The following is a 25,083-nucleotide window of genomic DNA, read 5'->3' as shown; positions in this document are numbered from 1 at the left end:
GGAATGCGGCAAGTCGTTCCCGTGATTTTTTTTGCCGCCCGGCGAATCATGGATGAAACCGACGGAGACGCCACGCCGATGACCAGCCGGGAACACCAGCGACGCTTCGAATCGCTGCTGCGCGAGCATCGCCGCATCGTGTTCAAGGTGGCCGGGTTGTACAGCCGCAGCGTGGCCGACCGCGAGGACCTGGTGCAGGAGATCAGTGCCCAGCTTTGGCGATCGTTCGGTCGCTACGACGAGGCGCGGGCGAAGTTCTCCACCTGGCTGTACCGCATTGCGCTGAACGTGGCGATCTCGCAGGCGCGGCGCTGGCCCGCGATGGACCGCCATGAAGCGCTGGACGCCCATCACCTGGACTCCATCGGCGGCGAGCCGGTGGCCGAACCCGACGAGCGCGTGGAGGCGTTGCACGCCTTCATCGGCCAGCTCGATCCGCTCAACCGCGCGCTGATCCTGCTGTACCTGGAAGACCGCAGCTACTCCGAAATGGCCGAGGTCCTCGGCATCAGTGAAACCAACGTGGCGACCAAGATCAGCCGCATCAAGCAGAAACTGCGCGGCCAGATGACCGCATCCTCCGGAGCATGACGATGGAACTCGACGAGATGAAGCAGGCCTGGGCCCGCATGGAAACCCGCCAGGACGGCATCGAGGAACTGCTGCGGCAGGATTTCCGCGATCGACGCATGGAGAAGTCGCGCGCCTCGATGCGCCGCACGATGTGGTGGCTGGGGCTGGAAGTGACCGGCTGGATCGTCTTCGTGGTGTGGGCGGCCTCGTTCTGGGTGGCGCACCGGCATGTGCCGCATCTGCTGGTGATGGGCCTGCTGCTGCACGTTTACGGCATCGGTGCGATCTGGTCGTGCGCCACGCAGCTGTTCCTGCTGGCGCGGATCTACCTGTTCGATGCGCCGGTGCTGGTGTTGCAGCGGTGGCTGGCGCAACTGCGGCGGTTTCGCGTCTACAGCACGTTGGCGCTCGGCCTGCCGTGGTGGTGCCTGTGGTTGCTGGTGACGCTGGTGGCCATCGCGGATTTCACTGGTGTGGATCTTTACGCGGCGGGGGAGTCGTGGATCTGGACCACCATGGCGGTAGGACTGGTCGGTATCGGCATCAGCGTGTGGCTGGCGCGGCGTCTTGCGGGGAAGCCGGTTCGCTCGCGGTTCCTGCAGCGCATCGTCGACGACATGAGCGGCCGCAACCTGCTCGGCGCGTCGCGGCAGCTGGAGGAGATCGCACGTTTCGAACGGGCGTGATGACCCGCTGGGCGCAGGGCGGACGCCGCCCGCCGCGATCAGCGCGCCTTGGGCTTGAGCCGGACGTAGATCTGCTTGCGTACGACGGCGATGACCTTGCCGGAGGCGGTGGTCACCTCGGTCTCGAACCAGCGCAACACCTTGTCGCCGCCGGCTGCGGCGGCGCGTAGTTCATCGACCACGACGGGGTCGAGCTTGAAGTGCGCATACACGTCCTCGTAGCCGGGAGCCACGAAGTCGATCGTGCCGGCCTTGTCCCACACGAAGTAGTCGCTGCCGAGCTGGTGCATCGCCAGCAGCATCCAGAACGGGTCGACCATGGCGAACAGGTTGCCGCCGAACTGGCTCTTGACGTAGTTGCGGTTCCACGGCCGCAACCGCAGCACCACGGTCGCCTCGGTGTAGTCCTCGCTGAGCGACTGCACGCGGATGGCGTTGACCAGGAATGGCGGCCACAGGTTGAGCAGGCGGCGGAAAGTGGAGGCGCGCATGAGGGCGATGGAATGAGAAAAGAAACATCCTACCCGAACATACGTAACGGTATGGATCGCGCGCGCGCCGAATGAACACGTAGGAGCCCGCTCGCGGGCGATGCTCTTGCGCCGGGATTCGGGATTCGGGACTCGCAAAAGCTCAAAGGCATCGCCCGCGAGCGGGCTCCTACGAGGGATGGTCGGCCTCAGAACAGCATCGAGGCCATTCGTCGCCGGTAACGCCCGACCAGCTCGGCGTCGTCCAGCGTGGCGAAGGCGGCGAGCAGGCGCTTCTTCGCCTGGCCGTCGTTCCAGTCGCGCGCTTTCTGCAGGATGGCGAGGAACTGTTCGAGGCCGCCTTCGGCGTCACCTTCCTGCAGCAGGCGCAGGCCGAGCAGGTCGCGCGCCTCCCAATCTTGCGGGTCGGCGTCGATGCGCTGTTGCAATGCGTCTGCCGCCGGGGCGGCTGCGGCGGCGCGGGCCAGTTCCAGTTCGCTGCGCAGACGCTGGGCGCGCGCATCGGTGGCGAGGTTGGCGGGGAGGGCATCGAGTTCGGCACTGGCGGCATCCGCCTGGCCGCCGCGCATCAGCGCCAGCGCCAGGTCGAGCTTGAGTTCGGCCTTGGCCGGCTCGGCGGCGATCGCCTGCTGGATGCGGTTGATCGCCGCCTCGGGCGTTTCGGCGGGAGCGTCATCATCCGCCACGTCGTTCTCGTCGCCTTCCAGCGCCTGCACGTGGCGGCCGAGGAACTCGCGCAGCTGGCGTTCGGGCAGCGCGCCGGCGAAGCCGTCGACGACCTGGCCCTGGCTGACCAGCATCACCGTGGGGATGCTCTTGATGCCGAACATCCCCGCCAGTTCCTGCTGCGCATCGACATCGATCTTGCCGAGGCGGAACGCGCCGTTGAACTCGGCGGCCAGCTTTTCCAGGATCGGCCCCAGCGATTTGCACGGCTCGCACCACGCAGCCCAGAAGTCGACCAGGATCGGCGTGTCCATCGACGCCTGCAGCACCTCGGTCTCGAAGGTCTGCTGGTCGATGTCGAAGACGTGGCTGGGGCGGGTGGTATCGGTCACGGAAAGCTCCGGCGGTGGGTCCTGGATGTCCAGATCAGGGCGACGCCCAGCATATCAAGCACCGGATGCACGGCCCGCGTCCGCGCGCGCATTCACCAAAGATTTGCGAGAATCGCCCGATGGCCACCGCCGCACGAAACACCGATTGCCTGCATGCGCATTCGTCCGATGCGCTGCTGATCTGCGAGCACTGCGACACCGTCTACCGGCGGCGTCCGCTCGCCCGGGGCGAGGTGGCCCGCTGCGTGCGTTGCGGCGCGGAGCTGGATCGCCATCGCGCGCTGTCGGCCAATGCGCTGCTGGCGCTGATCCTCACTGCCATGATCGTGTTCGTGCAGGCCAACATCTGGCCGATCTTCACCCTGGGCCTGAACGGTCAGTTCAGCGCTACCACGCTGTGGGGCATGATCGTCACGATGTGGGAGCAGGGTGCCCAGGTGGTCGCGGTACTGGCGGCGGCCACGCTGTTCTTTTTTCCGATGACGAAGATGCTGGTGATGGGCTGGCTGCTGTGGTTTGCCCGCCTCGGCCGGCGTGCGCCCGGTTTCGCGCCGCTGATGGTGGCCCTGCACCGGGTCGGGCCGTGGACGATGAGCGAGGTGTTCGTGCTGGGCGCGCTGGTGGCGATCGTCAAGGCGCACACGTACTTCGAGGTGGTGGCCGACCCGGGTATCTACGCCTATGGCGCGCTGACGTTGCTGATCACCATTTTCGCCGGCGTGGACATGCGCCAGTTGTGGGAGCAGACACCGGAGCCGAAAGCATGAACGCGCTGCCCCGTGCGGTCGACCTGGACCTGATCGGCTGCCGCATGTGCGGCCTGGTCTGCCGCAACGTGCCCGGCAACGTGAAGCTCGACGGCGACGGCGTGGACGACGCGATGGCCTGCCCGCGTTGCGGTTCCACGCTGCGCCGGCGCAAGACCAACAGCTACGCGCGCACCTGGGCGCTGCTGATCGCCGGTTTCCTCCTGTACATTCCGGCGAACGTGCTGCCGATCATGCGCACGGCCAGCCTCAACGACATCGACGACAACACCATCATCAGCGGCGTGGTCGAGTTGTGGAACAACGGCTCGGCGGACCTGGCCGTCATCGTCTTCACCGCCAGCATCGTGGTGCCGATGCTGAAGTTCCTCTCGCTGGGCATGCTGCTGGTGAGCAGCCAGCGCGGCAGCGACTGGGCGCGGCCGCAACGGGCCAGGTTGTATCGGCTGGTCGAGTTCATCGGCTACTGGTCGATGCTGGACGTGTTCGTGGTGGCCTTGCTGACGGCGCTGGTGCGCTTCAGCGTGTTGAGCCGGGTCGAACCGTTGCCCGGCGTCATTTTCTTCGGGCTGACCGTGGTGCTGACCATGCTCGCCTCGATGAGTTTCGATCCGCGCTTGATATGGGATGGCAGGAGCAACGATGACTGAAGAGCAACGCGCCGAACCCGGCCCACCCGTGCCCGACGCGCTGCCGCGGCCGGTAGTGGAGAAGCGCCGGTTCAAGGAGTCGCTGATCTGGCTGGTGCCGGCGCTGGCGGCGCTGGTGGGGCTTTCGCTGGTGATCCACAGCTGGTTGCAGACCGGTCCGCAAGTCGTGATCAGCCTGCAGAGCGCCGAGGGCCTGGAAGCCGGCAAGACGCCGGTGAAATACAAGAACGTGGTGATTGGCCGGGTCAAGAAGATCCGGCTCAGCCCCGATCGCAGCCACGTGCTGGTGTCGGTGGCGCTGGAGAAGAGCGCCGAGGGCTTTGCCACCAAGGGCACGCGCTACTGGGTGGTGCGCCCGCGCATCGGGCTCGGCGGGGTATCCGGCATCGACACGCTGTTCTCCGGCGCGTTCATCGGTGCCGACGTGGGCGAATCGGATGACCGGCAGGAGAACTTCGAAGGGCTGGAGGCGCCACCCGCCGTGCGCCACGGCGAACTCGGCCGCAGCTTCCTGCTGCACAGCGATGACCTCGGCTCGCTGGACGTCGGCTCGCCGGTCTACTACCGGCGCATCCAGGTTGGCCGGGTGGCGTCGTATACGCTGGACAAGGATGGCGAGGGCGTGTCGCTGCACATTTTCATCGACGGCCCGAACGACCGCTTCGTCAGCCGCTCCAGCCGGTTCTGGAACGCCAGCGGGGTGGATCTCTCGCTCGGTGCCAACGGCCTGAAGCTCAATACCCAGTCGCTGGCTGCGGTGCTGGCCGGTGGCGTGGCCTTTCAGGACCCGCCCGGTCCGCACGACAGCACGCCGGCCCCGGAGGACACCAGCTTCAAGTTGTTCGGCGACCGCACCACGGCGATGGCGCCGCCCGACGGCGAGCCGCACTACATGCGCATGCGCTTCGAGCAGTCGGTGCGCGGGCTGGCGGTGGATGCGCCGGTGGAGTTCCTCGGCATCAACATCGGCAAGGTCGTCTCGGTGCGTCTGGATTACGACGAGAAGACGCAGAAATTCCCGGTGCTGGTGGGCGCGGTGGTCTACCCGGAGCGCCTTGGCGCCGCCTATGACAAGCTGGAGGCGATAACCAGGGCCAACGGCCACAGCCCGGACCTGGCCCGCATGATGGGCGGGCTGATCGCGCACGGCCTGCGCGCGCAGGCGCGCACCGGCAACCTGCTCACCGGGCAGTTGTACGTGGCGCTGGATTTCGTGCCGCACGCTGCCAAGGTCGATTTCGACCCGACCGTCAAGCCGCTCACCATCCCCACCGCGCCCGGCAGTTTCGACAAGTTGCAGGAGCAACTGGCGGAGATCGTCGACAAGCTCGACAAGGTGCCGTTCGACAGCATCGGCAAGCACGTCGACCAGGTGCTGGCCGGGCTCGACACCACCTTGAAGCAGGTCAACGGGAAGACCTTGCCGGCCTTCACCGAGACCTTGCAGGGCGTGCAGAAGACCATGGGCACCGCCGACGCGGCGCTGTCGGACGATTCGCCGCTGCAACGCAACCTCGGCGCCACGCTGGAACAGGTGCAGCGCATGTCGCGCTCGTTGCGCGTGCTGTCGGATTACCTCAGCGGACATCCCGAAGCGCTGCTGCGCGGGCGTCGCCCCGACAGTCGACCCGTCACGCCGCCCGCACCGGAACCAGCGCCGGCCCCGGCACAGGAGCACAAGCCATGATGCGTCACGCCCCCGCGTTGCTGGCGGTCACCGCCGCGGCCTTGCTCGCGGCCTGCGCCTCGGCGCCGCTGCACTACTACACCTTGCTGCCCGGATCGGCGGCACCGGTAGCCGAGTCGGCGACCGCGATCCCGTTCGAGGTGCTCACCGTCAACGTGCCGGCCCAGGTCGACCGGCCGCAGCTGGTGGTGCGTCAGGGCGGCCAGAGCGTGGCCCTGCTGGAGGGCGAGCGCTGGATCGCGCCGCTGGCCGACGAGGTGCGCGGCGCGCTGGCCGCCGACCTTGCCCGCGTCTTGCCGGGCCGCGACGTCGGCGGCATGGCCGCCAGCGGCAAGCCGCTGCTGCAGGTGAGCCTGGACGTGCGCCGCTTCGATTCGCAGCCGGGCGATCACGCGCTGATCGAGGGCGCCTGGCAGCTGCGCTGGCGCCACGACGGCAAGCTCGCCACGCAGGCGTGCACCAGCCGCATCAGCGAAACCGTGGGGCCGGGCTACGACGCCCTGGTACAGGGCCACCAGCAGGCGCTGGACCAACTGGCCGAACAGATGGCGGGAGTGGCGCGCGCGTTGGCGTCCGGCCAGTCCGCAAGCTGCCCCGGGGGTTGAGCCATGCCGCTGGCGGGTGAATGGCGAGGCGCGCGCGGCCTTGGCGGAAACCCCGCGCTGGGCTAGTCTGACCCGTTCACCGCCGCCGGTTCGATCCGGTGCGCACCCACCGCACCATGGCCTCCCGAAATCATGCAGGACAATCAAGCCCCGACCGCTGCCGACCCCGACGAAACCGCCTACCGCCCGCAAGCGGTGGAGGCCGCCGCGCAGCAGTACTGGAACGCGCAGCGCGCCTATGAAGTGAAGGAACAGCCCGGCCGGGCCAAGTTCTACTGCCTGTCGATGCTGCCGTACCCGTCCGGTGCGCTGCACATGGGCCACGTGCGCAACTACACCATTGGTGACGTGATCAGCCGCTTCCAGCGCATGCAGGGCAAGAACGTGCTGCAGCCGATGGGCTGGGATGCGTTCGGCCTGCCGGCGGAGAACGCCGCGATCAAGCACAAGACCGCGCCGGCCAAGTGGACCTACGCCAACATCGAGCACATGCGCGCGCAGATGCAGGCGATGGGCTACGCCTTCGACTGGTCGCGCGAGTTTGCCACCTGCCGGCCGGATTACTACGTGCACGAGCAGCGCATGTTCACCCGGCTGATGAAGAAGGGCCTGGCCTATCGCAGGAACGCGGTGGTGAACTGGGACCCGGTGGACCAGACCGTGCTGGCCAACGAGCAGGTCATCGACGGCCGCGGCTGGCGCACCGGCGCACTGGTGGAGAAGCGCGAGATCCCGCAGTGGTTCCTGAAGATCACCGATTACGCGCAGGAGCTGCTGGACGGCCTGGACGCGCTGCCGGGCTGGCCCGACGCGGTCAAGACCATGCAGCGCAACTGGCTGGGCCGCAGCGAGGGGCTGGAGATCCGCTTCGCGCTGGAGGGCAAGGGCGAGCCGCTGAGCGTGTTCACCACGCGTCCCGATACCTTGATGGGCGTGAGCTTCCTGTCGATCGCCGCCGAGCACCCGCTGGCCCAGCGCGCGGCGCAGGACAATCCGAAGCTGGCCGCCTTCATCGCCGAGCTGAAACACGGCGGTGTCTCCGAGGCCGAGCTGGAGACCCAGGACAAGCGCGGCATGGACACCGGACTGTGCGCGATCCACCCGATCAGCGGCGAGCGCGTGCCGATCTGGGTGGCCAACTTCGTGCTGATGGGTTACGGCACCGGCGCGGTGATGGCGGTGCCGGGGCACGACCAGCGCGACTGGGAATTCGCGCGGAAGTACAGCCTGCCGATCAGGATGGTGATCGTCGACGACTCGGTGCTCGATGCGCTCAAGCAGATCCGCCACGAGCTGGCGCTGGGCGTGGGCAGCGATGCGATGCTGGCTGCGCTGGAAGGTCGCGACATCACGGCGCAGGATGTCTCCGCGCCGCTGCGCGTGGTGCAGGAATTCGAGCGGCGCATCATGGAGGAGGCGGCCTGGACCGCGCGCGGCACGCTGGTCAACTCCGGCGAATACGACGGCATGGATTTCGCCCGCGCGTTCGACGCGCTGGCCACGCGTTTCGAACGCGATGGCAGCGGTGCGCGCCGGGTCAACTGGCGCCTGCGCGACTGGGGCGTGAGCCGGCAGCGCTATTGGGGCTGTCCGATCCCGGTGATCCGCTGCTCGGCCTGCGGCGACGTGCCGGTGCCGGAGGATCAACTGCCGGTGCTGTTGCCCGAGGACGTGGCGTTCTCCGGCGTGCAATCGCCGATCAAGGCCGACCCGGCCTGGCGCCAGACCACCTGCCCGAATTGCGGCGGCGCGGCCGAGCGCGAGACCGACACCTTCGACACCTTCATGGAGTCGAGCTGGTACTACGCGCGCTACACCTCGCCCGGCGCGGCCACCCAGGTCGACGACCGCGCCAACTACTGGCTGCCGGTGGACCAGTACATCGGCGGCATCGAGCACGCCATCCTGCACCTGCTGTACTTCCGCTTCTATCACAAGCTGCTGCGCGACGAAGGCCTGGTGGCGACGGATGAGCCGGCCACCAACCTGCTGTGCCAGGGCATGGTGATCGCCGAAACGTTCTACCGCGAGAACGCCGACGGCTCGCGCGAGTGGTTCAACCCGGCCGACGTGGAAGTGCAGCGCGACGACCACGGCCGCGTCACCGGCGCGCGACTCAAGACCGACGGGCAGCCGGTGCGGATCGGCGGCATCGAGAAGATGTCCAAGTCGAAGAACAACGGTGTCGATCCGCAGTCGATGGTGGCCAAGTACGGCGCCGACACGGTGCGCCTGTTCTCCATGTTCGCCGCGCCGCCGGAGCAGTCGCTGGAGTGGAACGAGGCCGGCGTCGAGGGCATGGCGCGTTTCCTCAAGCGCTTCTGGCGCGAGGTAACCGCCCACGCCGGCGGCCCCGATCATGCGGTGGTGGACCCGGCCGCGCTGGATGCCGCGCAGAAGGCCATGCGCCGCCAGCTGCACGAGACCATCCAGAAAGTCAGCGACGACATCGGCCGGCGCCATGCGTTCAACACCGCGATCGCCGCGCTGATGGAGCTGCTCAATGCACTGGGCAAGTTCAACGATGCCAGTGAGCAGGGCCGCGCCGTGCGCCACGAGGCGCTGGAGGCGATGGTGCTGCTGCTCAATCCGGTGGTGCCGCACATCAGCCACGCCTTGTGGCAGGTGCTCGGCCATCCGGTCACGGTGCTGGAGGATCAGCCGTGGCCGCAGGCCGATCCCGCCGCGCTGGTGCGCGACACGGCAACGCTGGCGGTGCAGGTCAACGGCAAGCTGCGCGGTACCATCGAGCTGGCGGTCAATGCCGGCAAGGACGAGGCCGAGGCATTGGCCCGGGCGCAGCCGCAGGTCAGGCAATTCCTCGAAGGCATGACGGTGCGCAAGGTCATCGTGGTGCCCGGCAAGATCGTCAACATCGTCGCAGGATGACAACCATGGGCTTCATCAACGCGCGTCGGATCCGCCTGCTGCCGCTGCTGCTCGCCGCGCTGGCGCTGACTGCCTGCGGCTTCCATCTGCGCCAGAGCGCGGCCCTGCCCGCGGCGATGCAGCGGGTGCACCTGGACGCGCACGGCAGCAGCAATTTCCAGCGCCAGCTGAGCCTTGCGCTGGAGCGCGCCGGCGTCACCGTCGAGGACGCCGGTGGTCCCGGCATCGCCGAATTCTCCGTGCCCACCGCCACTTTCAGCACCGACACGCTCACCTCCGGCGGCTACGCGAGGATCAGCGAATACGCGGTCCATTACACGGTGAAATTCCGCGTCACCGATGCATCCGGACAAATCCTGGTGTCGCCGCAGACGATCAACATGTCGCGGGAGTTCAGCTACGACGCCAGCAATACGATAGGCAGCGCCTCGCAGGTCGAGCAGATCCAGAAGAGCCTCGACGACGACATGGTGCAGGCGATCATGTTCCGCCTGCAGGCAGCCGGCCATGCTCCCGCCGCGGCGTCCAGCGTGCATTGATGCCACTCAATCCGAACCAGTGGTCGAAGGCGCTGGCGGCGGATCGACTCGACGCGGCCTATTTGCTGGCGGGTGAGGAATTGCTGGTGCTGGAAGCTGCCGACGCCTTGCGCGCGCAGGCACGACGGCTTGGCTACACCGAGCGCGAGGTACTCGAGGTCGGCCAGCATTTCGACTGGGACGACGTCGCCCGCGCCGGTGCCAGCATGTCGCTGTTCGCCAGTCGCCGCCTGATCGACCTGCGCTTGCCGACCGGACGCCCGGGAGTCGAGGGGGCCAAGGCAATCACGGCGTTCTGTGCCGACCCGCCGCCGGACGTCACCTTGCTGGTCACCGCGATGGAGTGGAGCAGCAAGCACGACGGTGCCTGGAGCAGGAAGTTCGATGCCGAGCACAGCATGGTGGTGTTCAACGCGCCGCGGCCACACGAGTGGAACGCCTGGGTCGGTGCCCGACTGGCTTCGCGCGGACTCGGTGCCAGCGCCGACGCGGTGGCGCTGCTGGCCGAGCGGGTCGAAGGCAACCTGCTGGCGGCGGCGCAGGAGATCGACAAGCTGGCGGTGCTGCACGGCGAAGGGCGCATCGACGCGGCCGAGATGGAGAGCCTGGTCGCCGACAGTGCCCGCTACGACGTATTCAAGCTCACCGACGCTGCCCTGGCCGGCGACGGCGCGCGCGCGCTGCGCGTGCTGGCCGGGCTGCGTTCCGAAGGCGACGAGCTGATCGCGCTGATGGGCTGGCTGGTCAACCAGTTGCAGCTGGCGCTGCGCCTGGCCAATGCGCAGAACTTCGCCGCGCAGGCCAAGGCCGAGCGCCTGTGGCAAGCGCGCGAGCAGATGTTCCGCCAGGCGCTGCGCCGTGCGCCGCGCGAACACTGGCTGCAATGCCTGGCGCGCGCGGCACGGATCGACCGCATGGCCAAGGGCCGCGAGCAGGGCGATCCGTGGCTGGAAGCCGAACGGCTGATCGCCGCCATCGCCGAGCCGCGGGCCGCGAAGGCGCTCGCGTGAAACCGCTGGCGATTTTTGGCGGCACCTTCGATCCGATCCACCTCGGTCACCTGTGCGTGGCATGGGAAGCCGCCGAACTGCTCGACGCCGACGTGCTGATGATGCCGGCAGGGCTGCCGCCGCATCGTCCGCCGCCGATCGCCAGCGCCGCGCAGCGGCTGGCGATGTTGCGGGTGGCGTTGCGCGGGCAGTCGCGGCTGATTCCGGATGCGCGCGAACTGGCACGCGATGGCGCGTCCTACACGGTCGACACGCTGGCCGGCTTGCGCGCCGAGCAGGGCGATCGTCCGCTGGTCCTGTTGCTCGGAGCCGACGCGTTCGCCGGCTTGCCGGACTGGCATGAATGGCGGCGGTTGTTCGAACTGGCGCACATCGGCGTGCTCAGCCGGCCGGGCGAACCGGCGCCGCTGCCGCAAGCGTTGGAGCAGGAGATCGCCGGCCGCCGTGTAGACGACGCGGCGGCATTGCAACTGGTGCCTGCCGGTCGCGTGATCGAGCTGGCGGTCACCCCGCTGGAGATCTCCTCCACGCGCATCCGCCAGTTGCTGGGTGCCGGCCGCGAGCCGCGCTACCTGCTACCGGCGGGGTTGTTCGACTCGACCGAATTGCTGTCGCCCTATCGCCGCTGAGGCGGTATCGGATGACGCGCGGCTCCGCTGTTCCTGGCGGCAGCCCAGTGCCGGCCCGAGGTCAAGGGACGCGGCGCTCAGGGCGCGTTTTTCAGCTGGCCCTGAACCTCGTTGATCGAGTCGCGGATGCGTTTGGAGAACACCGAGTCGTCGTGGTGGATCAGCAGCAGGTGTTCGGTGGCGCGGGTCATCGCCACGTAGAGCAGGCGCGCTTCGTCGGCTTCGGCCTGGCCTTCCTTGGGCAGGCCGCCGATGCCGGGGATGATCACGAAGGGAAACTCCAGGCCCTTGCTGGAGTGCATGGTCACCAGCTTGACGCTGTCCTCGACCACGAACAGGGTCTGCTTGCCGGCGTTGTCGGCAAGGCGGCTGGGGATGTCCAGGCGCTTGAGCACTTCCTGCAGCTTTTCGCCTTCCCACTGGTTGCGATAGATCACCGCCATCTCGGAGTACGGGCGGCCATGCGCATGCTCGTCACGCAGCCGCGCCACCAGCACGTCCATCTGCGCGCGGGCGGTGTCGGTGCGCACCAGCTCGGGCACGGCGCCGCGGCGGCCGGCGCTTTCCGGCGCGACCAGCGGCACGCCATCGTCGTCGTCGCTGCGCGATTCGAGCAGATCCTGCGCGAACGCGCGGGCGACGGAGAGGATTTCCAGCGTGTTGCGGTAGTTGAGCTTGAGGATGGTGGTGCGCCCCTGCGCCTGCACGCCGAGGCTCTTCCAGCTGATCTTGCGCCGGTGCGTGTTGCCGTAGATGTTCTGCGCGTCGTCGTACAGCACCAACAGCGAGTTGGTCGCCGGGTCGATCATCTGCACGATCAGCTTGTACCAGTCCGGCTCGAAGTCGTGGCCTTCGTCGACCAGCACGGCGCCGTACTGGAAGCGCGGGATCTGGCCGCGGTCGACGCCATCGATCACGCGCCCGACCATCTGCTCGAAGAAGTCCTTGCTGCCCTGGGGAGGCAGCTCCACGTGGTAGGCCACCAGCATCTTGCGGCACCACTTGTGGAAGTTGTAGACCTGCACCTTTTCGCCCAGGCCGCGTTCGCCGATCAGCTGTTCCAGCCGCGCGGCCAGCGTCTTGTTGTAGCAGAGCACCAGGATCGGCTTGCTCATCTCACGCGCCAGCTGCATGGCGCGGAAGCCGAGAATCATCGTCTTGCCGGAGCCGGCCACGCCGTGGATGATCCGGTGCTCGCCGCCGATCGAGCGCGCCAGCTGTTCCTGCTGCGCATCCATCACCTTGACCAGGTCGGGGATCTCCAGCGGCCGCACGGCGTCGGCCGTCGGCCCGAACAGGCCGAACTGGCCGCTGCCGGCTTCCACCCGCAATTCCGGGAACAGGTGCCAGCGCACGCGGTCGATCTGGGGCAGGGTCAGCGCCACCGGATACACCTGCGGGAACATCGCCCACAGCTGCTGCTGGAACACTTCGGCGTCGACCGTCTCGTACAACTCGTCGCGGCAGATCACCAGATGCTCGGGCAACACCTCGCCCAGTCCGCCCTCGTCGAACTGCTTGCGGGTGATGTTGGCCAGCACCACGCCCCAGCCCCACGGCATGATCAGCTTGCCGGCGTAGCGCGAGCCTTCCGGGTGGCGCAGCGCGGGGTCGCGCTCCAGCACCACGCCGATCTCCAGCGCGTACGCGCGCGCCTGCAGCAGCGGGTTGGCCTCCTTCACCAGGCCGCGCTCGGTGACCAGGGTGAACTGGGTGCTGTCGGCGTGGCGGATCGTGTCGGCCTTCCAGTCCTTCACCTCCAGCACCAGCAGGCCGCGGCGCGGATGGAACACCACGAAATCCGGGTGGCGCTGCTTCAGCCCGACCGGCACGTCGTACCACAGCAGGTAGTCGTCCTCGAGCTTCTGTTCCAGCCGTTCGGAAACGCGCTTCTCGCCACCGGTCATGCGCGGCAGGCAGCTGTTGCGGGTTGGGATGAGTGTTGCCACAGGCGCCCCTGGCTGACGTCACCGGGTGACGTTAGCCGATAGGGTGACGCTGTCAATGCTGATTGACGGCGTGGAGCTACCCCCAGCGCGACAACTGCTCGGGCGTCACGTCCACGCGCCGGCACGCGCGGCTGGCAATGCCGTCCTGCAGGGCGGCACGGAACACCGGCGCGATCGACCACAGCGCACGCGCGGCCAGTCGCGCCTGGCGCCGTTGCCGTGGCGTGTGGCCGAGCGCCGCCAGCGCCCAGTCCGGCAGCAGGGCATGGCCGGCACGCAGGAACAGGTCGCGTGACAGCCCCGCTGCCGGCACCGGCAGGCGCACCCGCCCGAGCAGGCCGAGCACGACGCGGGAGCGTTCGGTAAAGGCCAGTTCGGGCTGGATGCGGCGAAAGTAATCCCCGACCTCTCGTTCCGACGCCGGCACGCCGCGCGCGCCGAGCGCCTCGGCGATCCGCCGCACCTCGTCGTAGTAGCGGTCGGCCGCGCCGGGCGGCATCGCGATGTGGCTGTAGCGGCGGTAGCCCTGCAAAAAGCAGTACGCCTCGCTGACGTGCACCCAGGTCAGCAGGTCGGGATCGTCGGCGCTGTAGGGACGTCCGTCTTCGCCGTGTCCGCTGACGTGGCCGTGGATCATCCGCACGTGCGCGATCATGGCTTCGGCCTGCGCGCGCGGCGCGTAGGTGGTGCCGCCGACGAAGGCGGTGGTGCGGCGCAGCCGACCGACCAGGTCGCCCCGGAAATTGGAGTGGTCCCACACCCCGGCCAGCGCCAGCGGGTGCAGCGTCTGCAAGGTCAGCGCGGCAAGGCCGCCGGCCAGCATGCCGGGGAAATCCGAGTGCACGCGCCAGGTGGCGCTTTCCGGCCCGAACAGGCCCGGATCGCCATGCGGGTGGTCGTAGTCGGGGCCGTCGGAACCGGCACGCGGGAAGGCGCGCAGCACCCAGTGGCGGATCGGTTGGCGCAGCACATCGATGGGCGAGGGCATGCCTGCAGTCTATCGCCTGGACGCGGAGGTTTGATTTGGACGTCCATTGTGTTATCAATGGCGGCATGTCCTCCCTCACCGCCCGCCTGTATTTCTGGTTTTACGGCTACCCGAAGCCAACGGCGGCGGCGCGGACGCGATCGTTTTGAACTGATCGACACAACCACACCGAACCGCCATTCCAGGGCGGTTTTTTTATGGCCGCCACCGGGAAAACCTCCAGGAGAGCCGCCATGAATCCCACCGACGACCTGCGCATCCGCGCCATCACCCGCCTCAGCACGCCGGCGGAGGTGATGCGCGATTGCGCCGTCACCGACGCGGCAGCGGCCACCGTCGACGTCTCGCGGCAAGCACTGCACGCCATCCTCGCCGGCGGCGACGACCGCCTCGCGGTGGTGATCGGGCCGTGCTCGATCCACGATCCGCGCGCCGCGCTGGAGTATGCCGCGCGGCTGGCGCCGCTGCGCCGCGAACTGAGCGATGCGCTGGAGATCGTGATGCGCGTGTACTTCGAGAAGCCGCGCACCACGGTGGGCTGGAAGGGGCTGATCAACGATCCCGACCTCGACGGCAGCTTCCGGATCGACAAGGGGCTGCGCATCGCCCGCAACCTGCTGCGCGACATCAACGCGCTGGGCGTGCCGGCCGGCTGCGAGTTCCTCGACATGATCACGCCGCAATACATCGCCGACCTGGTGGCGTGGGGCGCGATCGGCGCGCGCACCACCGAGAGCCAGGTGCATCGCGAGCTGGCCTCGGGGCTGTCCTGCCCGGTCGGTTTCAAGAACGGCACCGACGGCAACGTGAAGATCGCGGTGGACGCGGTGCAGGCGGCGTCGCAACCGCATCATTTCATGGCAGTGACCAAGGACGGCCAGGCCGCGGTGGCCACCACCAGCGGCAACGGCGACTGCCACGTGATCCTGCGCGGCGGCAAGCTGCCTAACTACGATGCAGCCAGTGTCGAGGCCGCCTGCACGGCGATCGGCAAGGCCGGCATGCGCCCGCAGGTGATGGTCGATGCCAGCCACGCCAACAGCGGCAAGAACCCCGAGAACCAGCCGCGGGTGATCGAGGATATCGCCGAGCGCATCGCCGCCGGCGAACGGCGCGTCCTCGGCGTGATGGTGGAAAGCCATCTGCTCGGCGGCCGCCAGGAGCTGCAGCCCGGCCAGCCGCTGCGCTACGGCCAGAGCATCACCGATGGCTGCATCGACTGGAGCACCTCGGTCGCCGTGCTGCAGACGCTGGCCCGGGCGGTGCGCCAGCGTCGTGGTGCCGTTGCCGCCGTGCTCCCGGCGGAGGCTGCCGCCTGAATCAGGAGAGCAGGCGCGCGTCCAGTGTGATCTCGGCCTTCAGCACCTTGGAGACCGGGCAACCCTGCTTGGTCGCCTGCGCGATCCGGTCGAACGTGGCCGCGTCGGCGCCGGGCACCCTGGCCTCGCAGCTGAGGTGCACCGCCGTGATGGTGAAGCCGGCGCCATCCTTCTCCAGCGTCACCACGGCCTTGGTGTCGATGCTGGTGGCGGTGAGCCCGGCGTTGCCCAGTTCCAGCGACATTGCCATCGAATAGCAGCCGGCGTGCGCCGCGCCGATGAGTTCTTCCGGATTGGTGCCGGGGCCGTCCTCGAAACGCGACTTGAAGCCGTAAGGCGCTTCGCTCAGCACGCCGGTCTCGGTCGAGATCGTGCCCTGGCCGTCCTTGATGCCGCCGGACCAGTGGGCGGATGCGGATTTCTTCATCGGGATTCTCCTGCGCAACGGTGACGGACAAGCGGGCATCCTGCGCCACGCTCCATGCAGTCGGTGCGAACGAAACGACGATGCGGGTTCACATGCAGTTGCCCCACGCCGGCCTTATGCTCGCGGTTTGTCCGACTGCCAGGAACGCCCATGCCGTTTGCCATCCGGCACGATCGCCCCGCCCGCCGTTTCCACACCGAAGTGGATGGCGTGCCGTGCGTGCTCGAGTACAGTCTGGCCTCAGCCGTGATGACGATCACGCATACCGAGGTGCCTGCCGAGGTGGGCGGCCGCGGCATCGCCTCGGCACTGGTGCGGGCAGCCATGGACGCGGCGCGTGCGGAAGGCTGGAAGGTGGTGCCGGCGTGCTCCTACGCCGCCGCCTGGGTGCAGAAGCATCCGGAATACCTCGGCCTGCTTGGCTGAGCGATTGCAGTTTCTTCATCTCCCGGGCTGACCGGGCGCGATTCCCGCTGCGATCAGCTGCCGAAACGCTCGCGCAAGGCGGCGCGGTGGCGTCGGCTGCAGGGGATCGTGGTGCCATCGCGCAAGGTCAGGCGGGCGTCGCCGGTGTCCAGTGGCTCGATCTGGGCGAGGTAGTCGAGGTTGACGAAATAGCCGCGGTGCACGCGCACGAAACGCGCCGGGTCCAGCCGCTCCTCGATCGCCGCCATGGTGCTGCGCAGCGGGTAGTCGCGGCCGTGCACATGCAGGTTCACGTAATTGCCCGAGGCCTGCAGCCACTCGACTTCGCTGGCATTGAGCAGGAATTCCCGGCCCAGCTTGCGCACCAGGAAGCGCTCGGGCCGCTCGACCGGTTCGGCCGGCTGCCCTTCGTCGGGGGCGGCCAGCAGGCGCGCCTCGCCCTGCCAGCGGATCAGCCACAGGCGCGACAGGCACAGCAGCGCGATGATGACGAAATAGGTGCGGATGTCCTTCAGATACTCGTAGCCATAGTGCGCGCCGAACTGGTCGTGGGAACCGACCAGCGCATAACAGAGCCGGCGCAGCGCCACCATGCCGGTGACGTGGATGAAACTGAACGGAAGCGTGGCCAGCAGATGTCGCGGCAGGCTGTGCCGCCAAGTGTCGACGCGGAACGGCCAACGGCGCTCCAGCGCGATCACGAAGGGGATCAGCGCAAGGATTAGGAGGGCGCTGCTGAACTCCCACACCCAGGGCTTCCACGCGTCCACGTCGGGGTGGTCGGTCTGCGCAACCAGCGCATTGAATCCGGCGTTGAGGATGACCAGGGCCACCCAGAAGCCGACTTCGATGGGTCGCCGCCAGCGCTGGAAATCGTCGAAGCTGAGGCCGGGGCGTTCATTCATCCGGCGATTCTACGCAAAGCCCCGCGACCCGTCCCGCAACCCCGCCATTCGTCCCCGTGACGGGTCGATATGTCACCTGGCGGGCGACAGTGCGCCCCGCGGCGCCGCAAGATGGCCCCTCGACCCCATCCTCGGAACGCCCATGAATCGCCGTGATCTGCTCAAGGCCGCTGTCGCCGCATCGCTCCTGCCGCTGGCGCTGTCACCGGTCGGGCGGGCAATGGCCGGTACCCGCAACCGCCTTTCCCGACTGTTGCGCCGGGTGCGGCCGGGCGATCCGGCGTGGCCCGATGCCGGCGCATGGGAAACGCTGAGGCAGCAAGTCGGCGGCCGCCTGCTGAAACTGCAGTCGCCGTTCGCGCCGGGAGCGACTGCCGCCGCCCGGGCCGAGGCGCTGGCGCAGATCAAGAATCCGTTCTACCTCAGCGACAACCCTGCGCTGACCCAGACCAGCGGCTGGCTGGATGCCTGGGCCTCGCAGCCCAGCACCTATGGCGTGGCCGCCGAGAGCACGGCCGACGTGGTCGCTGCGGTCAACTTCGCCCGTCAGCATCATCTGCGGCTCGTCGTGAAAGGCGGCGGCCACAGCTACCAGGGCACCTCGAATGCGCCCGACTCCTTGCTGGTGTGGACGCGGCACATGCATGACATCACCCTGCACGATGCCTTCATCGGCCACGGTTGCGCGGGCAAGCAGGCCGCGCAGCCGGCGGTGAGCATCGGCGCAGGCGCGATGTGGATCGACGCCTACGACGCGGTGACCACCAGGGGCGGCCGCTACGTGCAGGGCGGCGGCTGCACCACGGTGGGCGTGGCCGGGCTGGTGCAGAGCGGCGGCTTCGGCAGCTTCTCCAAGCATTACGGCACCGCGGCGGCGGGTCTGCTCGAAGCCGAAGTCGTCACCGCCGACGGCCAGGTGCGCATCGCCAATGCCTGCACCAATCCGGACTTGTACTGGGGCCTCAAGGGCGGTGGCGGCGGCAGCCTCGGCGTGGTCACGCGCCTGACCCTGCGCACGCGCGAGTTGCCGACGTATTTCGGCGGCGTGTTCGGCACGATCGAGGCCACCACCGATGCTGCGTATCGTGCGCTGATCGCGCAGGCGATCGCGTTCTACCACGGCAGCCTGTTCAATCCGCACTGGGGCGAGCAGATGGGCTTCAGTGACCGCAAGCTGGAGCTGAGCATGCTGTGCCACGGGCTGGACCAGGCGCAGATGGAGCAGGTCTGGGCTCCGTTCCTTGAGTGGGTGAAGGCGCGCGCGGAATATCGCTTCGCCGATCCGATGAAGATCTTCGCGATGCCGGCGCAGCACATGTGGGACGTGGATTTCATGCGCCAGAATGCGCCCGGCGTGATGGTGACGGACAACCGGCCCGGCGCGCCGAAGCACCATGCCTACTGGGCGACGAACGTGGGGGAGGCCGCCTGGTTCCTGCACGCCTACCAGTCGGCATGGTTGCCGGCCACGCTGCTGCACAAGGACCGGCAGGACGCGCTGGTCGATGCGCTGTTCGAAGCCGCGCGCGAATGGAGCGTGGGCCTGCACTTCAACAAGGGGCTGGCCGGCGCGCCGGCGGCGGAAATCGCCGCGGCCAAAGACACCGCGACCAACCCGCAAGTGCTCGACGCGTTTGCGCTGGCGATCATCGCCGGTGCGGGCGCGCCGGCCTTTCCCGGCATGCCGAAACCGGACCTGGCGAAAGCGCGGCGTGCCGCCGCCAGCATCGGCAAGTCGATGGCCGCCCTGCGCAAGGTCGCCCCGAACGCGGGCGCCTACGTCTCCGAGAGCGATTATTTCCGGCGCGATTGGCAGGCGGCGTTCTGGGGCACCAACTACCCGAAGCTGCTCGCCGTGAAGCGCCGCTACGATCCCGATGGCCTGTTCTTCGTCCACCACGGCGTGGGCAGCGAGGGATGGAGCGGGGAGGGCTTCGTGCCGCCGACCTGAATGCGCTGGGCTCCCCGGCAGGTGGGCGAGCCAGCCGGGCGCTTGACTCTTGACTTTGATCAAGGGTCTAGACTATGCCCATGAACACGCAAACTTCCTCCCTGACCATCGGTGCCGTCGCCAGGCGCGCTGGCGTGGCGATCGACACGATCCGTTACTACGAGCGCGAAGGGCTGCTGCCCGAGCCCCAGCGGCGCGCCTCGGGCTATCGCAGTTACGGCGAGGGCGCGGTGACGCAGCTGCGCTTCATCCGCCGTGCCAAGGATCTGGGCTTCACGCTGGAGGAGATCCGCGAATTGCTGGCGCTCTCGGCGGATCGCCAGCGCGGGGTGAAGGCGGTGAAGCGGCGCGCGGAAAAGCGACTGGCGGCGATCGAGCAGCGTATCGCCGAGCTGCAGCGCGTGCGCGATGGCCTGGCGGAACTGGTCGCCTCGTGCCCCGGGCATGGCAAGCCGGAGGAATGTCCGATCCTGCGCGCGCTGGGCGGCGACGAGGTGTCGGCATGAACGCGCATGCCTGCGGCCACGGTGGCGACAGCACGCCTTCGTCGGCGACCGATCCGGTGTGCGGCATGTCGGTCGATCCGGCGACGTCGAAACATCAGTCGGTGCACGACGGGCAGGCCTTCCATTTCTGCTGCGGCGGCTGCAAGGCGAAGTTCGAGGCGGAGCCGGCGCGCTATCTGGCCGCACCTGCCGCCCATGAGCATGACCACGCCGCGCACGGTGATGCGCATGGCGCACACCTGGTGAAGGACCCGGTCTGCGGCATGAGCGTCGATCCGCATAACGCGCAGCATCGCGCCGAACACGACGGCCGCCCGTACCACTTCTGCTCCGCGCGCTGCCGCGAGAAGTTCGTGGCCGATCCGGCCGCGTACCTGGGCGAACGCAAACCCGCGCCGGCCGCGCCAGCCGGCACGGTCTACACCTGCCCGATGCATCCGGAAGTGCAGCAGGTCGGCCCCGGCCATTGCCCGAAATGCGGCATGGCGCTGGAGCCGATGATGCCCTCGCTGGACGAGGACGACGGCGGCGAACTGCGGGCGATGACGCGGCGTTTCTGGTGGCTGGTGGCGCTGACCTTGCCGGTGTTTGCGCTGGCGATGGGGCCGCATCTGCTCGGCTGGCATCTGCCCGCGCCGTGGGATGGCGTGGCCGTGTGGGGCGAGGCGGCGCTGGCCAGCGTGGTGGTGCTGTGGGGCGGCGCGCCGTTCTTCGTGCGCGGCTGGCGCTCGCTGAAGCCGTGGTCGCCGAACATGTACACGCTGATCGCGTTGGGAACTGGCGTGGCGTGGTTGTACAGCGCGGTGGCGTTCGTGCTGCCGGGCATCTTTCCCGACGGCTTCCGCGACATGCACGGCCGCGTCGCGGTGTATTTCGAGTCGGCGGCGGTGATCGTCACCCTGGTCACGCTGGGCGATTTCCTGGAGCTGCGCGCGCGGCGGCGCACCGGCGCGGCGCTCAAGGCGTTGCTGGGGCTGGCGCCGAAGACCGCGCGGCGGATTGCCGCCGATGGCAGCGAGGCCGACGTGCCGCTTGAGCAAGTGCAGGCCGGCGACGTGCTGCGCGTGCGTCCCGGCGAGAAGGTGCCGGTCGATGGCGTGGTGATCGAGGGCGAGAGCCACGTCGACGAGTCGATGCTCACCGGCGAACCGATGCCGGTGGTCAAGGCGAAGGATGATGCGGTCACCGGCGGCACCGTGAACCAGGATGGCGCACTGACCATGCGCGCGCAGAAAGTCGGCGGCGAAACCATGCTGGCGCAGATCGTGGCGCTGGTGGCGGCCGCCCAGCGCAGCCGCGCGCCGCTGCAACGCGTGGCCGACAAGGTCGCGGCGTGGTTCGTGCCTGCGGTGGTCGTCGCGGCCGTGCTGGCCTTCGCCGTGTGGGCGATGGTGGGGCCGGAACCGCGCCTGACGCATGCACTGATCGCCGCGGTGTCGGTGCTGATCATCGCCTGTCCCTGCGCGCTGGGCCTGGCCACGCCGATCTCGATCATGGTCGCCAGCGGGCGCGGCGCGCAGCACGGCGTGCTGTTCAAGGACGCCGGCGCGATCGAATCCCTGCGCGACATCGACACCCTGGTGGTGGACAAGACCGGAACGCTGACCGAGGGCAAGCCGGCACTGACCGAACTGGTGGTCCTCGGCAACCAGCCACGCGAACACTTGCTGGCGTTGGCCGCCGCACTGGAGCGGCCGAGCGAGCATCCGCTGGCCCGCGCGATCGTCACTGCCGCCGATGCCGAAGGCGTGGCGTTACTGGCGGCCACGGCGTTCCGCTCGCTGACCGGCAGGGGCGTCAGCGCGACGGTGGAGGGCAGCACGGTGGCGCTGGGCAATGCCAGGCTGATGGCCGAGTCGCGTGCCGCCATCAGCGACGCTGCCAACGCTCGCGCGGAACAACTGCGTCAACACGGCGCCACGGTAATGTTCCTCGCCGTCGACGGCGCCCTCGCCGCGCTGCTGGCGGTGGCCGACCGCATCAAGCCCGACACGCCCGCGGCCATCAAGGCGCTGCACGCGGCCGGCCTGCGCATCGTGATGCTCACCGGCGACAACGCCACCACCGCGCAGGCGGTGGCGCGAACGCTGGGCATCGACGAGGTGCATGCAGACGTCTCGCCGGCCGACAAGGCTGCGGCGGTGGACCGGCTCAAGGCCGAAGGCCGCCGCGTGGCGATGGCCGGCGACGGCATCAACGATGCGCCTGCGCTGGCCGCGTCCGATGTCGGCATGGCGATGGGCAGCGGCACCGACGTGGCCATGGAGAGCGCGCAGGTGACCCTCGTCAAGGGCGAGCTCGGCGCCATCGTGCGTGCGCGCAAGCTGTCGCAGGCCACCGTGCGCAACATCCACCAGAACCTGTTCTTCGCCTTCGTCTACAACACCGTCGGCGTGCCGTTGGCGGCCGGCGTGCTGTATCCGTGGTTCGGCATCACCTTGTCGCCGATGATCGCCGCGCTGGCGATGAGCCTGAGTTCGGTGTCGGTGGTGAGCAATGCGCTGCGGCTGCGAGGCGTGAGGTTGTGAGGGGGCCGCTGGCGGTCTGATCGGTGCGTTCCTGCGCCGGCTTCGGCGACAATGGGCGATCTCCCTCGCCTGTCCATCGAGCAACCCGTTCATGCCCCGCACCCTCGCCGAGTGGTTGAGTTATCAGGATCGCGTCAACGTGCACAGCATCGAGCTGGGCCTCGATCGCGTGCGCGAGGTATGGCAACGCATGGGCGCGCCGCGGCCGGCGCCACGGGTGATCACCGTGGCCGGCACCAATGGCAAGGGTTCGACCGTGGCGCTGCTGGGGGCGATGCTGAAGGCGGCCGGATGGCACGTCGGCGCCTTCACCTCGCCGCATCTGCTGGCCTACAACGAGCGCATCGGCATCGACGGCGTGCCGGTCACCGATGCCGCGCTGATTGGGTCGTTCGAACGCATCGAGGCGGCGCGCGCGGAGATTCCGCTGACCTATTTCGAGTTCGGCGCGCTGGCGGCGGTGGACTTGTTCGCCCGCGCCGGTGTCGACGTGGCGGTGCTCGAAGTGGGGCTGGGCGGCCGGCTCGACGCGGTCAACATCATCGATGCGGACGTGGCCGTGATCACCACCGTGGATCTGGACCACACGGAATGGCTGGGCCCCGACCGCGACAGCATCGGCCGCGAGAAGGCCGGCATCGCGCGCCGCGGTCGGCCGGCGATCGTGGGCCAGCTCGATCCGCCCGACGGCCTGCTTGCAGCGCTGGCCGAACGTGGCGCGCAGGTCGAGCGTGCCGGCATCGACTTCAGCGTGGAACGCCACGAAGACGGCTGGCGCTGGCGCCATCGCGACGGCAGTGCGATGGAGTTGCCCGATCCGTACCTCGCCGCGCCGGTACAGCATGCCAACGCCGCCGCCGCGATTGCCGCGTTGCATGCGCTGGGCGACGAGGCGTTCTCGCCCAGCACCCTGTTTGCCGCGGCCAGCGCCGGCCTGCACGACGTGCGGATCGCCGCGCGGTTGCAGGCGCTGGGCGGCGAGCCCCCGGTGTTCGTGGACGTGGGCCACAACCCGCAGGCCGCGCGGGTGCTGGCCGAGTGGCTGGACGCATCGACGCACGGCGCGGTGCATGCCGTTTACGGCGCGCTGGCGGACAAGGACGTGGCCGGGGTGATCGGCGCGCTCGGTGCGCGCATTGCGCACTGGCACCTGGCCGGGCTGGAACAGGCATCGCCGCGCGGGATGGACGTGGCGGCGCTGTCGGAAAAGCTGCAATCCACCTTGCCGCAGGCGTCGTTCGACGCCCATCCCGACGTGGCCGCCGCACTCGCTGCGGCACGCCGGGCCACGCAGCCGGGTGACTGCATCCTGGCGTTCGGCTCGTTTTTCGTCGCCAGCGCGGTGATGGCTGAACACGCGCCGTGAGCCGCCGCATGGCACCCGGCGTCGGCAGGTATAATCGCCGCATTGCGCATCGCGTTCGCCGCCTGGGAGCGAAAACTTGAAAACACGCCTGCTGGGAGCTGCCGTCCTGATAGCGTTGGCGGTCATTTTTGTGCCGATGTTCTTCACCGACAGCCCGCCCACCCCCGGCGGTGACCAGTCGGTGAGCCTGGCCATTCCGCCTGCGCCCGACCGCGACCTGCAGACCAGGACGATGAGCCTCGACCCGTCCGCCGCCGCCAGCGTGCCGGCCGGCGCGACGACCGCGGCGGGCGCCGCGGTGTCGGGCGACCGCATCGCCACGGTCACCATCGACTCGAACCGTCCACGCGACGTGGAACTCGACCCGGAGGCGGGCCGGACGCCCGCGCCGACCACGGTGACGACTGGCAGCGGCACCTCGCCGGCGCAACCGGTGATTCCGCAGCGCGACACCGGCACGGCGGCGACGCCGAAGGCCGTTGCCGCCGCGAAGCCCGCACCGGCCAGCGAACCGAGCAAGCCGGCAGCCAAACCGGCCGAACTGACGCCGGCGACCGTCGCGGCATCCGCAGCACATGGCAGCTACACGATCAACCTCAGCGCCTACGCCAGCGCCAGTGGCGCGGCCAAGTTGCAGAGCCGGGTGCGCGCATTGGGCTACCCGGTGTCGGGTCGCGTGATCACGCGGGCCGGGCAGTCGCGCACGCTGGTCACCGCCGGGCCCTTCGAGACGCGCACGGCGGCCGAGGCGGCACGTCTGAAGATCACCCAGGCAATTCCCGGCGTGCCGGCCAAGGTGGAGCAGGACGCCGATGTCTCGGGTACCTCGACGCCCACCACCTCCACGACCACACACACCGCCAGGGCTGGCGGCTGGGCGGTGCAACTGGCGGCGGTGAGCAGCCAGGCCGATGCGATCGCCTTGCGCGACAAGTTGCGCGCAGCCGGCTTCGACGGCTTCGTCGACTCCGTGCAGTCCGGCGGCCGCACCCTGTGGCGCGTGCGCGCCGGTCCGCAGACCCAGCGTGCCGACGCCCAGCGCGTGCACGATCAGATCAAGGCCAAGCTGGGCATGGATGGCAATGTCGTCTCGGTGCCCTGACGTGCGCCGTCACGCACCCGGCGTTTGCGGGC

General features: G+C 68.7%; 23 protein-coding genes. 17 read left to right on the top strand and 6 right to left on the bottom strand.

The window, feature by feature from the left end:
- Window positions 1-78: 78 nt before the first annotated feature.
- Both B1991_RS00885 and B1991_RS00880 read left to right on the top strand, forming a co-directional pair.
- The gene (locus B1991_RS00885; protein WP_136256869.1) at window positions 79-591 is read left to right on the top strand and encodes an RNA polymerase sigma factor; all 513 of its coding nucleotides are present in this window, start codon (window positions 79-81) and stop codon (window positions 589-591) included.
- 2 nt (window positions 592-593) lie between these two features.
- Complete coding sequence (locus B1991_RS00880; protein ID WP_136256816.1) at window positions 594-1,259, top strand: hypothetical protein; 666 nt, start codon at window positions 594-596, stop codon at window positions 1,257-1,259.
- Between the two features lie 38 nt (window positions 1,260-1,297).
- Here B1991_RS00880 and B1991_RS00875 read toward each other — a convergent pair whose 3' ends face one another.
- A complete protein-coding gene (locus B1991_RS00875; protein ID WP_136256815.1) occupies window positions 1,298-1,750 on the bottom strand; it encodes a DUF4442 domain-containing protein in 453 nt (150 codons plus the stop codon).
- Window positions 1,751-1,938: 188 nt separating this feature from the next.
- Entirely contained in the window at window positions 1,939-2,808 is an 870-nt protein-coding gene (gene trxA, locus B1991_RS00870) for a thioredoxin (RefSeq protein WP_136256814.1), read from the bottom strand.
- A 119-nt stretch (window positions 2,809-2,927) separates the two neighbouring features.
- Between trxA and B1991_RS00865 the strand changes: the two genes are divergently transcribed.
- The 8 genes from B1991_RS00865 to nadD all read left to right on the top strand — a co-directional run bounded on the left by B1991_RS00865 (window position 2,928) and on the right by nadD (window position 11,584).
- Window positions 2,928-3,575 (top strand): paraquat-inducible protein A, encoded by a 648-nt coding sequence (locus B1991_RS00865; RefSeq protein ID WP_136256813.1) that lies wholly within the window; start codon window positions 2,928-2,930, stop codon window positions 3,573-3,575.
- Window positions 3,572-4,225, top strand: coding sequence for a paraquat-inducible protein A (locus tag B1991_RS00860; RefSeq protein ID WP_136256812.1), 654 nt, complete (start codon window positions 3,572-3,574; stop codon window positions 4,223-4,225). The genes B1991_RS00865 and B1991_RS00860 overlap by 4 nt, the downstream gene beginning before the upstream one ends.
- On the top strand, window positions 4,218-5,912 hold the full coding sequence (locus tag B1991_RS00855; RefSeq protein WP_136256811.1) for a PqiB family protein: 1,695 nt from the start codon (window positions 4,218-4,220) through the stop codon (window positions 5,910-5,912). The genes B1991_RS00860 and B1991_RS00855 overlap by 8 nt, the downstream gene beginning before the upstream one ends.
- Window positions 5,909-6,517, top strand: coding sequence for a PqiC family protein (locus tag B1991_RS00850; protein ID WP_136256810.1), 609 nt, complete (start codon window positions 5,909-5,911; stop codon window positions 6,515-6,517). The genes B1991_RS00855 and B1991_RS00850 overlap by 4 nt, the downstream gene beginning before the upstream one ends.
- Before the next feature lie 132 nt (window positions 6,518-6,649).
- The gene (gene leuS / locus B1991_RS00845; RefSeq protein ID WP_136256809.1) at window positions 6,650-9,406 is read left to right on the top strand and encodes a leucine--tRNA ligase; all 2,757 of its coding nucleotides are present in this window, start codon (window positions 6,650-6,652) and stop codon (window positions 9,404-9,406) included.
- Window positions 9,407-9,411: 5 nt separating this feature from the next.
- Window positions 9,412-9,945, top strand: coding sequence for an LPS-assembly lipoprotein LptE (locus B1991_RS00840; protein WP_136256808.1), 534 nt, complete (start codon window positions 9,412-9,414; stop codon window positions 9,943-9,945).
- Window positions 9,945-10,955 (top strand): DNA polymerase III subunit delta, encoded by a 1,011-nt coding sequence (gene holA, locus B1991_RS00835; protein WP_136256807.1) that lies wholly within the window; start codon window positions 9,945-9,947, stop codon window positions 10,953-10,955. Before B1991_RS00840 ends, holA begins: the two co-directional genes overlap by 1 nt.
- Complete coding sequence (gene nadD / locus B1991_RS00830) at window positions 10,952-11,584, top strand: nicotinate-nucleotide adenylyltransferase (RefSeq protein ID WP_136256806.1); 633 nt, start codon at window positions 10,952-10,954, stop codon at window positions 11,582-11,584. Before holA ends, nadD begins: the two co-directional genes overlap by 4 nt.
- Window positions 11,585-11,661: 77 nt before the next feature.
- Here nadD and B1991_RS00825 read toward each other — a convergent pair whose 3' ends face one another.
- Together B1991_RS00825 and B1991_RS00820 are read right to left on the bottom strand one after the other, a co-directional pair.
- Window positions 11,662-13,533 (bottom strand): 3'-5' exonuclease, encoded by a 1,872-nt coding sequence (locus B1991_RS00825; RefSeq protein WP_210772066.1) that lies wholly within the window; start codon window positions 13,531-13,533, stop codon window positions 11,662-11,664.
- Between the two features lie 76 nt (window positions 13,534-13,609).
- Window positions 13,610-14,521 carry an oxygenase MpaB family protein gene (locus B1991_RS00820; RefSeq protein ID WP_136256805.1) on the bottom strand — a complete coding sequence of 304 codons (912 nt, stop codon included), beginning with the start codon at window positions 14,519-14,521 and terminating at the stop codon, window positions 13,610-13,612.
- Between the two features lie 233 nt (window positions 14,522-14,754).
- On the opposite strand from B1991_RS00820, the gene B1991_RS00815 reads away from it, so the two are divergent.
- On the top strand, window positions 14,755-15,840 hold the full coding sequence (locus B1991_RS00815; protein WP_136256804.1) for a 3-deoxy-7-phosphoheptulonate synthase: 1,086 nt from the start codon (window positions 14,755-14,757) through the stop codon (window positions 15,838-15,840).
- 1 nt (window position 15,841) lies between these two features.
- Here B1991_RS00815 and B1991_RS00810 read toward each other — a convergent pair whose 3' ends face one another.
- Window positions 15,842-16,267, bottom strand: coding sequence for an OsmC family protein (locus B1991_RS00810; RefSeq protein WP_136256803.1), 426 nt, complete (start codon window positions 16,265-16,267; stop codon window positions 15,842-15,844).
- 150 nt (window positions 16,268-16,417) lie between these two features.
- On the opposite strand from B1991_RS00810, the gene B1991_RS00805 reads away from it, so the two are divergent.
- Window positions 16,418-16,693, top strand: a complete 276-nt coding sequence (locus B1991_RS00805) for a GNAT family N-acetyltransferase (protein ID WP_136256802.1) — start codon at window positions 16,418-16,420, stop codon at window positions 16,691-16,693.
- A gap of 53 nt (window positions 16,694-16,746) precedes the next feature.
- Here the strand turns inward: B1991_RS00805 and B1991_RS00800 are convergent, their stop codons facing one another.
- Window positions 16,747-17,598, bottom strand: a complete 852-nt coding sequence (locus B1991_RS00800; protein WP_136256801.1) for a LytTR family DNA-binding domain-containing protein — start codon at window positions 17,596-17,598, stop codon at window positions 16,747-16,749.
- A gap of 142 nt (window positions 17,599-17,740) precedes the next feature.
- On the opposite strand from B1991_RS00800, the gene B1991_RS00795 reads away from it, so the two are divergent.
- The 5 genes from B1991_RS00795 to B1991_RS00775 all read left to right on the top strand — a co-directional run bounded on the left by B1991_RS00795 (window position 17,741) and on the right by B1991_RS00775 (window position 25,051).
- Window positions 17,741-19,549: an FAD-dependent oxidoreductase gene (locus B1991_RS00795; protein WP_136256800.1), complete on the top strand. Its 1,809-nt coding sequence runs from the start codon at window positions 17,741-17,743 to the stop codon at window positions 19,547-19,549.
- A gap of 80 nt (window positions 19,550-19,629) precedes the next feature.
- Window positions 19,630-20,055: a heavy metal-responsive transcriptional regulator gene (locus B1991_RS00790; RefSeq protein WP_136256799.1), complete on the top strand. Its 426-nt coding sequence runs from the start codon at window positions 19,630-19,632 to the stop codon at window positions 20,053-20,055.
- Window positions 20,052-22,583, top strand: a complete 2,532-nt coding sequence (locus tag B1991_RS00785; RefSeq protein WP_136256798.1) for a heavy metal translocating P-type ATPase — start codon at window positions 20,052-20,054, stop codon at window positions 22,581-22,583. The genes B1991_RS00790 and B1991_RS00785 overlap by 4 nt, the downstream gene beginning before the upstream one ends.
- 91 nt (window positions 22,584-22,674) lie before the next feature.
- A complete protein-coding gene (folC, locus tag B1991_RS00780; RefSeq protein ID WP_136256797.1) occupies window positions 22,675-23,949 on the top strand; it encodes a bifunctional tetrahydrofolate synthase/dihydrofolate synthase in 1,275 nt (424 codons plus the stop codon).
- 76 nt (window positions 23,950-24,025) lie between these two features.
- Window positions 24,026-25,051 carry an SPOR domain-containing protein gene (locus tag B1991_RS00775; protein WP_136256796.1) on the top strand — a complete coding sequence of 342 codons (1,026 nt, stop codon included), beginning with the start codon at window positions 24,026-24,028 and terminating at the stop codon, window positions 25,049-25,051.
- The last annotated feature ends 32 nt before the right edge of the window (window positions 25,052-25,083 follow it).

This window comes from Rhodanobacter lindaniclasticus (genome assembly GCF_004799035.1).
In the GTDB taxonomy this organism is placed as follows: Bacteria; Pseudomonadota; Gammaproteobacteria; order Xanthomonadales; family Rhodanobacteraceae; genus Rhodanobacter; species Rhodanobacter lindaniclasticus.
The sequence above is the reverse complement of the archived record's forward strand: the minus strand, read 5'-3'. Positions and strand labels throughout refer to the sequence as shown.